10 protein-coding genes are annotated in these 14,114 nt (G+C 75.2%); 5 read left to right on the top strand and 5 right to left on the bottom strand.

Going from position 1 to position 14,114, the window contains the following annotated elements; genetic code table 11:
* Window position 1 precedes the first annotated feature (1 nt).
* Window positions 2-3,091, bottom strand: coding sequence for an amidohydrolase family protein (locus AB0G01_RS29735; protein WP_360952169.1), 3,090 nt, complete (start codon window positions 3,089-3,091; stop codon window positions 2-4).
* 206 nt (window positions 3,092-3,297) lie between these two features.
* Here AB0G01_RS29735 and AB0G01_RS29730 point away from each other — a divergent pair, with 206 nt between their 5' ends.
* From AB0G01_RS29730 to AB0G01_RS29720, 3 genes are all read left to right on the top strand, one after another.
* On the top strand, window positions 3,298-4,353 hold the full coding sequence (locus tag AB0G01_RS29730) for a crosslink repair DNA glycosylase YcaQ family protein (RefSeq protein WP_360952166.1): 1,056 nt from the start codon (window positions 3,298-3,300) through the stop codon (window positions 4,351-4,353).
* Between the two features lie 96 nt (window positions 4,354-4,449).
* Window positions 4,450-5,787, top strand: coding sequence for an anaerobic C4-dicarboxylate transporter family protein (locus AB0G01_RS29725; RefSeq protein WP_360952163.1), 1,338 nt, complete (start codon window positions 4,450-4,452; stop codon window positions 5,785-5,787).
* Window positions 5,788-5,807: 20 nt separating this feature from the next.
* Window positions 5,808-6,848 (top strand): N-formylglutamate amidohydrolase, encoded by a 1,041-nt coding sequence (locus AB0G01_RS29720; protein ID WP_360952160.1) that lies wholly within the window; start codon window positions 5,808-5,810, stop codon window positions 6,846-6,848.
* Window positions 6,849-6,864: 16 nt separating this feature from the next.
* Here the strand turns inward: AB0G01_RS29720 and AB0G01_RS29715 are convergent, their stop codons facing one another.
* Together AB0G01_RS29715 and AB0G01_RS29710 are read right to left on the bottom strand one after the other, a co-directional pair.
* Window positions 6,865-7,080, bottom strand: a complete 216-nt coding sequence (locus AB0G01_RS29715) for a hypothetical protein (protein ID WP_360952157.1) — start codon at window positions 7,078-7,080, stop codon at window positions 6,865-6,867.
* Window positions 7,081-7,133: 53 nt separating this feature from the next.
* Window positions 7,134-8,234: a serine hydrolase domain-containing protein gene (locus AB0G01_RS29710; protein ID WP_360952154.1), complete on the bottom strand. Its 1,101-nt coding sequence runs from the start codon at window positions 8,232-8,234 to the stop codon at window positions 7,134-7,136.
* A 259-nt stretch (window positions 8,235-8,493) separates the two neighbouring features.
* On the opposite strand from AB0G01_RS29710, the gene AB0G01_RS29705 reads away from it, so the two are divergent.
* Window positions 8,494-9,057 (top strand): snapalysin family zinc-dependent metalloprotease, encoded by a 564-nt coding sequence (locus AB0G01_RS29705; RefSeq protein ID WP_360952151.1) that lies wholly within the window; start codon window positions 8,494-8,496, stop codon window positions 9,055-9,057.
* A 227-nt stretch (window positions 9,058-9,284) separates the two neighbouring features.
* On the opposite strand, the gene AB0G01_RS29700 is transcribed toward AB0G01_RS29705, so the two are convergent.
* Together AB0G01_RS29700 and AB0G01_RS29695 are read right to left on the bottom strand one after the other, a co-directional pair.
* Window positions 9,285-9,842 (bottom strand): hypothetical protein, encoded by a 558-nt coding sequence (locus tag AB0G01_RS29700; RefSeq protein ID WP_360952148.1) that lies wholly within the window; start codon window positions 9,840-9,842, stop codon window positions 9,285-9,287.
* Window positions 9,843-9,860: 18 nt separating this feature from the next.
* Window positions 9,861-11,570, bottom strand: coding sequence for a glycosyltransferase (locus AB0G01_RS29695; RefSeq protein ID WP_360952145.1), 1,710 nt, complete (start codon window positions 11,568-11,570; stop codon window positions 9,861-9,863).
* Between the two features lie 827 nt (window positions 11,571-12,397).
* On the opposite strand from AB0G01_RS29695, the gene AB0G01_RS29690 reads away from it, so the two are divergent.
* Window positions 12,398-13,540: a nucleotide pyrophosphatase/phosphodiesterase family protein gene (locus AB0G01_RS29690; RefSeq protein ID WP_360952142.1), complete on the top strand. Its 1,143-nt coding sequence runs from the start codon at window positions 12,398-12,400 to the stop codon at window positions 13,538-13,540.
* The last annotated feature ends 574 nt before the right edge of the window (window positions 13,541-14,114 follow it).

Here is a 14,114-nt window from a genome sequence, read left to right as displayed (position 1 = left end):
GTCAGAACTCGCCGCAGCACACGTGCGCGGACCACTCCGGCTCGTGCCACCAGTGGTCGTGGGCCCCCGCTGCCGACGGCGACGGCGGCAGCGGTTCGGGGTGCGCGGCGGACCGCGCCGGGCGGAACGGGGCGAGCAGGTCCGCCACGTCGTGCAGCACTCCCCCGACCATCACCCGGCGCACGGCGGCGGCGGCCCGGATGTCGGTGAGCGGGTCGCCGGACACGAAGGCCACGTCCGCGTGCGCGCCCGGCCGCAGGGTGCCGACCTGACCGGCCAGGCCCAGCCACGCCGCCGGGTTGCGGGTCGCGGTGACCAGCGCCTCCAGCGGGGTGAACCCGCCCGCCACCATCGCCCGCAGGTTCTGGTGGGTCGCGGTGGCGATGGTGTCCAGCGGCGCGTCCGTGCCGCAGATCACCACCCCGCCGGCGCGGTGCACCCGCAGCACCATGTCCACCCAGCCCGCCAGGATCTCCTCCGACCACGGTGACCTCGCCGTCCCGGCGGCGTTCGCGTCCTCCACGTACCGCCGGTACTCCCACGGCGGGAACAGGACCCGGGTGCGCTCGTCGTCCACAAGGGACTTGTCGTCGGCGTAGAGCGCGCGGGAGTGGAACAGCGTCGGGGTCACCGACATGCCGGACGCGACGAGCAGGTCGACCGCGTCCTGGTACGCGCGCCCGGTGCGGCTGATGGTGTGCGAGTAGCCCAGCCGGTTGGTCGCGCCGACGTGCTCCATGCCGTCCGCGCCGATGTTCGCCGCCGGGTACAGGTAGTGCGACGAGAGCCGCACCCCGGCGCGGTGCGCGGCCCGGACGGTCTCCCGCTGGAGTTCGACCGGCAGCCGCACGTAGGTCTTGATCATGTCGTAGTCGAGTGCCAGCGCCCGCTCCAGCTCCAACTCCAACTGCGCGCGCGACAGCGTGGGCCGCATGAAGTTGTAGTACACGCGGGAACCGTCGATGGCCTCGCCGGTGCCGTAGAACCTCGGCCCCACCAGGGTTCCGGCGGCGAGCGCCTCGCGGGTCTCCACCATCTGGTAGGCCGGGTCGCCCGGCGAGCGGGTGGTGGTGATGCCGTAGGCCAGCCACGCCCGCCCCTGCCGCGAGCCCCACTGCCGGCCGCGCAGGTGCCAGTGGTTGTGCGCGTCGATCAAGCCGGGGATGGCCACCAGGTCGCGGGCGTCCACCACCTCGTCGCCCGCCGAGGCGCGGTGCGCGCGGATCTCGCGCACCCGGCCGTGTTCCACGACGACGTCCACGTCGTGCCGCAGCCGGTCGGACTCGCCGTCCCACACCGCGCCCGCGTGCACGATCGTGCGGTCGGGCGCTTTCGGCCTGCGCCAGGTGAAGTCGAGCCGGATGGTCCGGGGCGCGCCGCCGGACAGCGCGGCGCGGCGCAGCTTCCCGCCGCACAGGTAGACCAGCGCGGCCGGGCCGCTCCACGCGAGCGAGTCGGTCACCTCGTCGGTGACCTGGCGCGCGTCGCCGAGGAAGCGGCCCGCCGCGTCCACCGGCACCACCCAGGCCACGCTCTCCACCACGAACGCGAGGTGCCGGCCGTCCGGCGACCACACCGGGCCGTCGTCGCCGCGCGTCGCGATCGACCGGAACGGCATCGGCTCGGCGTAGCGCAGCCCGCCGCCGACCAGGTCCGCGGTGAGGACCTGGCTGGTGCCCTCGCGGAACCGCCGGGAGAACGGCTTCACCGCGGCGAGCGCGAGCACCCGGCCGTCCGGCGACCAGGTGGGGCGGCCCGGTATGAACAGCGCGGGCGTGACCTGCCGGCGCGTCCCGGCCGCCACGTCCAGCACCCACACGACGCCGTCCTGGTCGACGTAGGCGATCCGGTCGCCGTCGGGCGCGAACCTCGGCGCGGTCTGCGCGCCCGGCCCGGCGGGCAGCGCCCGGTCCTCGCCGGTGACCAGGTCGCGCAGGTGCAGCGTCGGCACGCCGGTCCGGTCGCTGGAGTACACGATCGACCGGCCGTCCGGCGCGAAATCCGGGTCGGAGTCGAACCACGGGCCGTCGGTGAGCCGGCGGGGCCGGCCGCCGAGCGCGGACACCAGGTGGACGGCGTTGAGGGCGCGGAACGCGATCGTCGTGCCGTCCGGCGACACCACCGGCCCGGCGATGCCGCGCACGTTCCCGGATTCGGCCGGGTCGCGCCGCCGCCGGACCTCGGCGCGGGCGGCGACGGGCACGGTGGCCGTGAACGGGACGTCGGTGACGGTCCCGTCGGCGGCGCGGCGGCGGATCCGGCCGTCGGCGGTGTAGAGCGCGGTGCCGCCGGTCCAGGTGGCCGCGAACCCGAACACGTCCTCGCCGGCGGTGAGCTCCCGGTCGCCCAGCACCAGATCGGCCCGGCCGCCCCGGACCAGCGTGTAGGACGGCGTCCCGCCGGGCCCGAAGCCCGCGCCGTGCACGCGCCCGTCGGCGGGCGCGGTGACCACCCGGACCCGTTCGCCGGTCGCCACGGTCACGACGTCCACCGCGGTCTCGTCGGCGGTGAACACGATCCGCGCGCCGTCGGCCGACCAGCGCGGCGCGGCGGCCTCGTCCGGCGGGCCGGTGAGCGCGGTGACCTCGCCGGACGCGACGTCGAGCGACCAGATCCCGTAGTGGCCGCCCCGGTCGCCGGCGAAGGCGATCCGCCGGCCGTCGGGCGAGAAGTCCGGCTCCCGGTGGTCGAACCGCCCCGAGGTCAGCCTCCGGGGCTCGCCGCCGGCGACGTCGACCAGGTACAGGTGGAAGTTCCCGTCCCGGTAGGACTGGAACACCACCGACCGGCTGTCCGGGGACCACCTCGGCAGCGTGGCGTCCTGGCGGTCCCCGGTCAGCGCGCGCGCCGCGCCGCCGGCGGCCGGCAGCACCCAGATCACCGCCACCAGGTCCGTGGCCAGCCACTTGCCGTCCGGGGACGGGGAGACCGAGATGTTCGTGCCTTCCCGCAACCGCACCACCCGGCCACCGGCCGGGTCGCCTGCGGGCTCGGGTTCGCCGTGCGCCACGCCGGTCGCGACCCCCAGCGCGGCGGCCACCTGCCCGGTGCGCACCAGCAGATCTCGTCGCGACAAGTCCCGTGGTGCCATCGCTCCCCCAGACGCGGCTCGCGGAAACCCCACCTCGCACAGTGCCGGCCGCAGCGCGCGGCGCGTGCACCGTTCGGCCGCACGCCGCTTCGGCCGGCGGGCCCACCTTGGCACGACCGGCCCCCGGCCGCCCGCGCGACGAAGTCCGCCCGCGCGGCGCGCGTCGCCGTCGCGGCGCGTGACAGGGGCTCTAGGGTGTCGACGTCATGGCATCGAACTGGACCGAGGCGGCAGCCCTGGCGCACCGGCTCCGCCGCAACCACCTCGCCCAGCCGTCCACGGCCGGGCCCGCCGCCGTGACCGGCGACGTGGGCGCGTTCCAGGCGCGGGCACCGCTGGCCGCCGAGCTGGGCCTGGCCGTGCGCTCGGCCCGCCTGGGCCGGTCCGCGTTCCAGGCGCTGGTCCAGGACGGCGTGCTGGTGCGCACGTACGCCATGCGCGGCACGGCGCACCTGCTGGCGGGGCGGGACCTGGGCCTGTACCTGGCCGCCGTGCGCAAGGCCAACCCGGTGGACGTGTCGGACGCCGACCGCGGGCTGCTCGCCGCCGCCGCCGAGGCTCTCGCCGACGGACCGCTCACCCGCGCCGAGCTCGTGACCCGGATGACGGCGCTCGGCGGCCCGACCGGGCTGGACGAGACGCTGGCCGAGTTCACGGTGCTCGCCGCGCACGCGGGCGTGCTCGCGTTCGGCCCGCAGCGCGACGGGAAGGAGACGTTCGTCCGGGTGACGCCCGACGAGGTGGACGAGGACGCGGCGCTGCACGAGGTCGTGCGCCGGTACGTGCACAACTACGGCCCGGTGGCCGCGCGCGACCTCTCCCGCTGGCTGGGCGTCACGATCCCCGTCGCGCACGACCTGCTGCACGCCCAGGACTCGGTCGACGTCCTGAACGGGGCGCACGTGCTGGCCGAGGACGCCGACACCCGGCCCGAACCGGTCACCGGGGCGTGGCTGCTCCCCCGCTACGACGCCTGGGTGCTCGGCTCGGGCCAGCGCGAGGTCGTGGTGCCGGACGAGGTGAAACCGCTGCTGCGCCGACAGCACACCGGTCGGACCGAGGGGGCGGCGGGTGTGCAGGTGGTGCTGGTCGACGGCGTCGTGCACGGCACGTGGCGCGGCACGCTCACCCACCGGACGCTGACCGTCGAGCTCGACCTGCTGACCACGCTCGCCCACGCGCACCGCGAGTCGCTGGACCGCGCGGCGCGGCGACTGGCCGCGCACCACGGCGCGGCGCTGCGGCTGACCTCGTTGGGGTGAAGTGCCGATCCCGTTCGGGCAGGTCCGCCCGGGGTCGCCGATACTCCGTTGCGGGGGCCGCCCGGTCCGCCACGGGACGGGGGACGCCGGCCGGACATGGACGCGCTGATCATCTCGCTCGAACTGGTCGTGGTCCTCGGCGCGATCGTGATGGGCACGAGGTCCAGCGGCGTCGCCCTGGGCCTGTGGGGCGGGGCCGGCGTCGGCGTGCTGGTGTTCGTGTTCCGGGAACCCGCCGGCACGCCACCGGTGGACGCGCTGCTGATCGTGCTGGCCGTGGTGCTGGCCGCGTCGATGATGCAGGTCGCGGGCGGCATCGACTGGATGGTGCGGGTCGCCGCCCGGGTGATCTCCCGCTACCCCCGGCAGATCACGCTGATCGCGCCGCTGGTGACGTTCCTGTTCTCGGTCGGCGCGGGCACCTCCAACATCCTCTACCCGCTGCTGCCGGTGATCAGCGACGTCGCCTACCGCAACGGCGAGCGCCCGTCGCGCCCGCTGTCGCTGTCGGTGGTGGCGACCGGGGTGGCGCTGGCGTGCAGCCCGGTCAGCGCGGCGATGGCCGCCATGGTCACGCTGACCGACGTGGACCCGTACCGGTTCGAGCTGATAGACATCGTGAAGGTGACGCTGCCCGCCGCCGTGCTCGGCATCGTGGCGTCGTTCTTCGTGGTGCGGCGGTTGGGCCTGGACGTCGCCGACGACCCGGAGATCCAGGCCAGGGTGGCCTCCGGCGCGCTGCCGCCCGCGTCGCCCGGCTCGACGCGCGGCCTGCCCGAGGCGACCCCGACCGGCCGCGCGGCGGCACTGGTGTTCCTGTCCGGCGTGCTGGTGATCGTGGTCCTGGGGTTGTTCAAGGACCTGCGGCCGGAGGACGCGCGCGGGACCGAGCTGGGCATGACGCCGATCATCGAGATGGTGATGTTCGCGGTCGGCACGGTCATCCTGCTCATCGCCCGGCCCAAGGTCTCCGAGGTGCCGGCGGCGAGCGTGTTCCGCGCGGGCGTGGTGTCGGCCATCGCGCTGTTCGGCCTGGCCTGGCTGACCGACACGTTCATCTCCGCCCACCAGGCGCTCGTGGTCGACACCGTCGGCCGGTGGGTGGACGCCGCGCCGTGGATCTTCGCGCTCGGCGTGTTCCTGGTCTGCGCGGCCACGACCAGCCAGTCCACCGCGACCCGGACGATCGTGCCGATCGGGCTGGCCGCCGGTCTCGCACCGGGGCTGCTCGCCGGGATGTGGGGCGGCGCGTTCGCGGGCATCTACGTGCTGCCCACCAACGGTTCGCAGATCGCCGCCGCGAACTTCGACGAGACCGGCAGCACCAAGCTCGGCAGCAGGCTGGTCGACCACTCGTTCTTCGTGCCGGCCGTGGTGCTGGCCGTGACCACGGCCGTGTTCGGTGCCCTGATCGGGCTGCTGATCGGGGGCTGACCCCCGGAGATCGGAGGACCATGTCCGCCCCGGTGCTCATCCCGCGCGGAACCCGGTTCAGCGCCGACGACATCACCTTCTACGCCGACCGCGAGCGGCGGTCGGCGGACGAGGCGCTGGCCGGCGCGGACCTCGTGGTCGGCTGCCCGCACGCCGGGGCCGCCATCCCGGAGGAGGTGGCCGGGTTCCTGTCCCCCGGGCTGACCCGGCGGCTCCAGTACGACTTCACCGACTGCACGACCGCGCCGGTGGTGCGGCGCTGGGCCGAGCTGGACCCCCGGATCGTGTACGTGGAGAACCCGCACCCCCGGCTCGTCCGCGACCCCAACCGGGCCCGGCCGGCCGACCTGGCGGCCGGGTTGCGCGAGGCGTTCGAGCGGGTCCGCGCGGCGGGACCGGGCAACCGGGTCGACCTGTCCGGCTGCGACGCGGTGCGCCCGGTGACGTTCTCGTTCCGGCCCCTCTTCGCCGGGCCGCCCGGGATGCCGGCCGAGGCGCTGGCGGACGCGCTGGCCGAGGTGCTGACGGCGGTCGCGGCGGTCGGCGTCGACGTCTACGAGCGGACCCGTGACGACCTGGTGGCCCGCGCCGGACCCGGCGTGACCTACCTGTCCTTCCACGACACCATGAACCACACCACCCGCCCGGACGGCGCGGTGGACGTGCCGCGCCCCGAGGCCGACCGCCTGCCGCCGGTCGTCGCCCTGTCCAACCGGGGCGACGCGCGGGGCGAGCCCCGGGACGGGCACCCGGTCACCATGCGCCCCGGGTCGATCCGCGCGCTGGCCGACGCCCACCGGGTCGGGTTCGCCGCCGACCGGGACGACGTGGCGCTCAACCGGCCCTACCTGGGCAGCAACGAGATCGTCCACACCGCCGCGCGGTTCCCGGGCGTCGAGGCGGTGCAGGCCGAGTTCCGCCGCGAGTTCCTGCTGGGACCGGCGAACGCCGGGCACCTGATGTCGCCCGGCACCGACTGGCCGGACCCCGACCCGGCACGGGTGACCGAGCTCGCCCTGGCGTGCCGGGCGAGCTGGGACCGCTACCGCGCGACCCGGTAGACGGGACGGGCGCGGGTCAGGTCTCGTCGGCGAAGGACAGACCCCGCTCCGCGAGCTCCTCGCGGAGGATCGTGATCCCCTTGTTCCCCATCCCGTGCAGCGCGAGCAGCTCCTTCGCGGTGGTCGAGGTGAGCTGCTCGTAGCGCGTGTACCCGTTCAGGAGCAGCACGCGCTTGGCCGTCTTCCCGATCCGGTGCGGGAATTCGGTCTCCGGTTCCCCGTCGGTGGTCACGCCCCTCCTCAGTGCGCGGACTCCGCGCACCGTAACACCCGGGCCGGGCCGGGTCAGGCTTGGCGGACGGCGACGTCCATCAGGTCGTGGCCGGGCGTGGAGGGGTCGAACGTGTCGAGGTTGGTGAACACCGTGACCGACGTCCGAGTGCCGGGATGGATGCCGTTGTAGGCGCGGAACCCCGGCAGCCGGCCGTGGTGCTCGATGACCGTGTCCTTGCCCTCCTGCCGGCTCTGCACGCCGTAGCCGTAGCGGGCGCTGCGGCCCGGGATGGGCACGGTCGGTGCCAGGACCAGCTCCCGGGTCGCCGGGGTGATCAGCGGCGGGGTGCCGGTGAGCAGGAAGGTGTTCCAGCGGGCCAGGTCCGCGGCCGTGGTGTAGAGCGCACCGGCCGCCTGGAGCTCGTCGTCCACGGACGGGGCGGGCGTGGCCGGCGCGGTGTAGCCGACCGCCCGGGTGCGCGCGTCGGCGGCGGGCCAGTCGATGCCGGAGTCGCCCATGCCGAGCGGGTCGAGCAGGGACGCGCGCAGGAACGCGCCGTAGGGCCGCCCGCTCACGTGCTCGATCACCGCGCCCAGCACGTCGTAGCCGGCGTTGCTGTAGGACCACGTGCCGGCCGCCCCGAGCGGCTGGGCCAGCACCAGCGCGGCCAGTTGGACGTGCGTCGGTCGCGTGGCGAGCAGGTCCCTCGCCTCGGGAATGTCGCCGACGCTCGGGACCACGCCCGCCGTGTGCGTGATCAGTTGTTCCAGGGTGACCGTCGACCAGGAGGGCGTGCAGGCCGGCAGGTGCGCGCACACCGGGTCGGTCACCTTCAGCCTGCCCTGCTCCTGGAGCAGCAGGACGCCGACCGCGGTGAACTGCTTGGTCACCGACGCGGCCCGGAAGCGGGTGGTGGGCGTGTTCTGCCGGCCGGCGGCGGCGTCGGCGGGCCCGAACGCCCGGGACAGCAGCACCCGGCCGTCCTGGCGCACCTCGACCACACCGCGGAAACCCTGCCGGGACAGGGGACCGACGGCCTGGTCCAGCCGGGCCACGACGTCCGGCGCGGTCGACGGCGGCGGTGGTGGCGTGGCCTCCCCGCCGCACCCGGCCACCGACGCGGCCCCGAACACCGCCGCGCACAGAGCGGCCACCACGCGCGTTCCGATCATCGATCCCCCTCGGGAGTCCCTGGCAGGCGGACATTCTCCCCCGGCACGGGGTGGGCCGACGCCGGCGAACGGAGCAAGCCCCGCCACCGCCCACGGTGGACTCGCGCACCGCGCTCCCGCAGCGGGACGGGTGTTATGGCCAGATGTCATATGTCCGGCGGACTCCGCCGGCGCTACCTTCGGAACGGATCGACCCCGCCGCGACCGCCACCGCGCCGGGGTCGGTGGTCAACCGCAGGCATCGAACGAAGGAGTTCCGTTGACCCGAGCGAAATGGGTGGCGGCGATCGTCGGCGTGGTCGCCCTGGTCGGCGCGCCGACCGCCGTCTCCGCATCCCCGGACGCACCGCGGGCCGCCGTGCGCACCATCTACTACGAGTCCGGCCGGGCGGCCGAGCTCGCGCCCCTGGTCGACCAGGCCGCGCAGATCTGGAACTCCGGCGTGAGCAGCGTCAAGCTGGCCAAGGGTGCCGGCGGCATCACGGTGTCCACCGCGCAGAACGGGGCCGCACCGGGCACGGCGAGCTGCGTCGGGTGCACCAGGGGCGCGATCACCTTCTACCGCAACCAGATCAAGTCCTCGGGCGCGGGACCGCTGCGCGTGGTCGTGCACGAGTTCGGCCACGTCCTGGGCTTGAACCACCCGCAGGACATCGGCAACTGCGACAAGGTGATGGCGGGCGGGCGGTGCGACAACGCGCAGCCCAACGCGCAGGAACTCGCCGCGGTGCAGCGGTTCTGGGCGCGGGCCCGGATCGCGGGGTCCGGTCACCAGCCGGACGACAGCACGATCTTCGACGCTCCGGCGTCGGCGGGCGTGTAGCGGAGCACGCCACCCGGGCCGGCGCGCACACCCGGTGCGCGCCGGCCCGCGTCCGCGCTGCGGTGTCGCGGTCGGTGCGGTGGTCACGATCGTGCGGTGTCGCGGTCGGTGAGCACGCCGTGCGCACGGGGTCGGGCGACGCCCGGGATCGGCGGAACCTCGAACCCGGTCGCGCCCGGCGGAATCCCCGGCCCGCGAGCGGTCCACCGGCGTCGCCGGGTCGGTGCTCAGCGCCGGCCGCTCCGGGTGTCGATCCCGGTGTCCAGCCCGGGGAACGACTCGCGGACGCAGGCGACCGGGTGGGCCGCGTGCACCAGGCGGTGGCAGCGGACGAGTCCGACCGGGTCTTGGCCGTACCAGAGCATCTCCCGGCGGTGCGCGACGCGGAGCCTGGTCAGCGCGTCGCCGATGCCGGGTTCGGTGGTGCGCAGCGCGTCGGGGAAGGCGGGCGGCAGCCGGTCGGGCAGCATCACCGTCCCGGCGTCCACCAGGACTTCACCGGTGTGCGCGTCGTGCAGCGCCGTCCGCCGGGACAGCGCGGGCGTGCCGGGCGTGGCGTCCAGCCAGCGCGCGGTGTGCTCGTCGAGCCCGATCTCCTCGTGCGACAGCACCTCCACCACCACGGGTGCGAGCCGGTACGCCTCCAGCGCGGTCGTCAACGTGCCGTCGAGCAGCAGCAACGCGCGCAGCCTGCCGGGCAGGTCGCGCACGTCCAGTTCGCGGACGTCCGCCGGTGGGTCGTACCGGCACCGTAACCCCCGGTCCGCCGTCCTGTTGCCCGTCACGTCGTTCCTCCTCGGTCGTCAGCCGGCGGCGGTGGATGCCGCCGCCTCGTCACGCCACCGCACGAGCCGGGCGACGGCGGTGCCGAGCCCGGCCCACCGGACCAGCCCGCCGCGAGCGGCTTCCACGAAATCCGCGTACGGCCTCGTCGTCGGTCCGATGTCCACCGACAGCTCGCCGTCGCCGAACACCGACACGCGCAGCCGCGACCGCGCGGCCGACCCGGTGGTCTCGATCGCCCCGCGCACGCCCGCCACCACGACCGTCGCCCGAATCCGGTGCGCCGCGACCGTGGTGACCACGGTCCCCACGGTGCCGCCGAGCACCCGCTCGACCGCGTCCAGCAGGTGCGACAGGGCCTCGCCGTCGGTGTGCTCCAGGCGCGCGGTGAACCGGGTCGGCACGCCGATCCGGCCCGACGCGACCGCCCGGCCCAGCGCGGCCAGCTCCGGGTGGTCCGCCCACGGCCGGACGACCGCGCACCGCCCCTCGGACGACCGCGAGGCCTCGACCAGTTCGGCGTCGTCGGAGAGGGCGGCGGGCTCCAGCAGCACGTGCAGGCCGCGTCCCAGCGCGGCGACGGCCAGTTCCGGCCGGTGCGAGCCGAGCACCACGCCCTCGCACGGCACGGTGTCGAGCAGCCGCGCCGCGTCGCGCATCGCCCACGGCACGTCGTGCGCGCGGACGGCGGCGAGCAGCGCCGTCGGGTCCTGGTCGGCGACCCCGACCAGGCGCACGCCGGGCACGGTGCGCAGCGCGGCGTGCGTGGCGGGCCCGCAGTCGACCGCGAGCACCCGCACGTCCTCTGGGCCGGGCAGGGCCAACGCCCGGTCGCTGGTGAAGAAACCCCGGTCGGCGGCCTGGACCAGCGGCCACACCCGGGGCCGGGCGAGGTCGCGGTAGTCCTTGCCGACCGGCGTCCAGTCCAGGTCGGCGGCCGGGTGGCGCGGCCCGGCCGCGAACACCTCGGCCCACCGGGCGCGCAGCACGCGCATGTGCCGCTTCCAGACCCGCAGCTTGTCGTGGCCCACGTGGTTGAGCGTGGTGCCCTCGAAGTGCCGCATCGCCACCGAGCCGACGTAGACGACGCGCTCGCCCGCCGCGCCCAGCCGGCAGCACAGGTCGACGTCCTCGCACAGCGACACCGGGTCGAACGCCACGTCGAAACCGCCGGCGCGGCGGAACGAGGTGCGGCGGACCATCAGCGCAGCGGTCGGGGCCCAGGTCTGCTCGCGGCGGACCCGGTGCGCGTCGGCCACCGGGCGACCGCGCCCGACCAGCCCGATCCGGCCGTCGCCGGTGGAACCGCCGCCGGCGCACTGCACCAGCCCGGCGTCACCGGGGAACAGCAGCAGCGGCGAGACGGCGGCCACCGCCGGGTCCGCCGCGAGCTCGGCGGCCAGCGCCTCGACCACGCCGGGGTCGTCGGCGACCACGTCGTTGTCGACGAAGAAGAGGAACTCGCCGCGCGCCGCCGCCGCGCCCGCGTTGCGGCGCTCCGCACCGCCCCGGTCGTCGGCGAACCGCAGGACGGTCACCGGCCGGTCGCAGGTGGCCGGGAGTTCGTCGAGGTAGTCGGCGGTGCCGTCCTGGGACGCGTTGTCCACGATGACGAACTCCAGGTCACCGGACGCGCGGGCGAGCGAGGAGATCGCCGACCGGGTGTACTCCAGGCGGTTGCGGACGAGCATGACCACCGAGACGAGGCCCGGCACCACGGTGGGGATCACAAGTCGCCTTTCACCCACGCCGGTCCGCGCACCCGGCCGCCGTTCCGTTGTTCCCGAACTCCCGGCCGCCGCAATCGCTTTTCCGGACGGGCGGTCTCACCATCCCGGAAACACGCACCACGACATCATGATCCGCGCTGTTCGGACAGAGCATAGAGGCGCGGGTCCGACAACGCCAGAGCGCACCCCGGAAAAACCCCGGGAGAAACGACGACCCAGCTCAAGCACCCCCATCACCGCCGGCTATTCAACAGATGTTATGGGTGATTCGGGCGTAAGCGGTGCAGCCGTTCGGACCGCATTGTTCGACCACGTCACCGGGTGCGCCGGCCACGTCCGGCGTTCCCGCACCCGCCGAACGCGGCGGCCGGCGCGGGCGGTCGCGGCGGATTCCGGGACCACCGCGCGGCATCCCCGCTGCTCGACGGGCGGTGCCCGGCTCCCGTGCACGATAACCCACCCCGCCGCCGTCGGGTGTCGGCGGCGGGAAGCCCGGCCACCGGCGCACCCCGCACCTCGCCGGCCTGCGGTGCGCCTTCCACCGCGAACTCCCGGAATTCACTATCGGCGGTGCTCGCGGTGTTGCCGAACGCCCGCGCCGGCCGGCTCCCGAAATGGGGTCGCCCGGGGCCGCGCACGCATCCGGCGATATTCCCGACGCGGCCGGAAAACGTGCTCGCGGAAACCGCCGCGGCCGTTGTCCGGCGGGTGCCCACCGACGCGGCGCGCGAGATCCGGTCCCACCGCCACGGGCGCGGGACGGCCGCGTCCGGCACCCTCCACAATGGACTCAATATTGCCGGGGCGGGCCGACTACCATCGGCCCCGTGGACCCGTTGACCCCCCGGTACGGTGCCGGCTCGCTCGCCGACGTCGTCCCGTCCCTGCTCGCCGGCATGGACGTGCCCGGCATGGCCGACGTCCTCGGGCTGGCCGGTCCGGCGCGGGTGTGCCTGCTGCTGGTCGACGGCCTGGGCCTGGAGCTGCTGGAGGCGCACCGGTCCGACGCCCCGTTCCTGACGTCGCTGACCTCGCGGTCGCTCACCGCCGGGTTCCCCGCCACGACCGCGGCGGGCGTCGCCGCGCTCGGCACCGGCAAGCCGACCGGCGAGCACGGCCTGGTGGGGTACACCTTCGCGGCGGGCGACGAGCTGCTCAACGCCCTGTCGTGGCACCGCCACGGCGGGCCGGAGCAGGTGGACCTGCGGCCGGTGCTGGTGCCCGAGCGGGTGCAGCCGAGCCCGACGGCGTTCGAGCGGGCGGCCGACGCCGGGGTGGCCGTCCGGCTGGTCGTCCCGCGCGAGTACGAGGGCAGCGGGCTGACCCGCGCGGTGCTGCGCGGCGGCGAGTTCCGGGGCACGTCCGCGCTGGGCGACCTGGTCAGCCGCACGTTGGAGGCGCTGCGCGAGCCGGGCCGGGTGCTCGTCTACGCCTACCACGCCGACCTGGACGCCCTGGGGCACCTGCACGGCCCCGGCAGCGAGCCATGGCGGCGGCAGTTGGCGTTCGTGGACCGGCTGGCGGCGGCCATCGCCGAGGGCCTGCCGCCGGGTGCCGGCCTCGTGGTCACGGCCGACCACGGCATGGTCACGGTCACCGAGGCGGACCGGGTCGACTTCGACACCGACGCCCGGCTCCGGGACGGGGTGCACATGCTCGGCGGCGAGGCGCGGGTGCGGCACTTGTACACGGCGGACAGCGCGGTGGCCGACGTGCGCGCGGCGTGGACCGAGGTGCTCGGCGACCGGGCGTGGATCGTGTCGCGCGACGAGGCGATCGCGGCCGGCTGGTTCGGCCCGGTGGTGGCCGGGCACGTGCGGCCCCGGATCGGGGACCTGGTGGTGGCCGGTCGCGGGTCGCTGGCCGTGGTCCGGTCCGCCGCCGAGCCGTTCGTCAGCACGTTGACCGGTCACCACGGGTCCCTCACGCCGGCCGAGCAGCTCGTGCCGCTGCTGGTGGCGGATCGCTGACCGCACCGGGACGTCACCGGGACGTCACCGGGACGCGCGGAGCGGCCCGCCCACGGCGAGGCGCGTCCGACGGGCCACGGTGAGTCCACAAAGGACAGCGATCAGGGGCGCGCGGGCACGGCGCGGCCCCGCTCGTCCGGCGGCAGCGGGCGCGGCGCGGTGCCGCGACCTCGGCCGCATCCGAGCGGTCATCCGCCGCCGCCGCCGCGAGCACGGCGACGGCGGACGATCGCGGTGTGCGTCAACGCCACTTCCCCCTGCGGCAATACCTTGCCGGGGCACGGCGAATCGCTTCGCTGTGCGCTCACCACCGCGCCACGACGCAGTCCAGCGGCACGACGGGACTCCACGCTGTTCGGTCGCTCCACCCCCCGGCTTGAGCGCGTCACGCGACGATCCCGACGTGACCCGACCAGGTTATCCCGAACACCGATCCGACGCACCACCATTTCCCGCCGGGATGCCGGTGGGGCCGCCCGCGCGCCGCCGCGTGTCCGCCGCGCGGGAGGTGCGGCGGAAGCCGGCCTGGTGAAGGACCTCGTGAGCACCGTCCAGGGCATGTTCTTCAACGCGG

Origin of the sequence: Actinosynnema sp. NPDC023587 (assembly GCF_040640215.1) — a bacterium.
In the GTDB taxonomy this organism is placed as follows: domain Bacteria; phylum Actinomycetota; class Actinomycetes; order Mycobacteriales; family Pseudonocardiaceae; genus Actinosynnema.
This window is presented reverse-complemented; position numbering and strand designations above follow the sequence as displayed.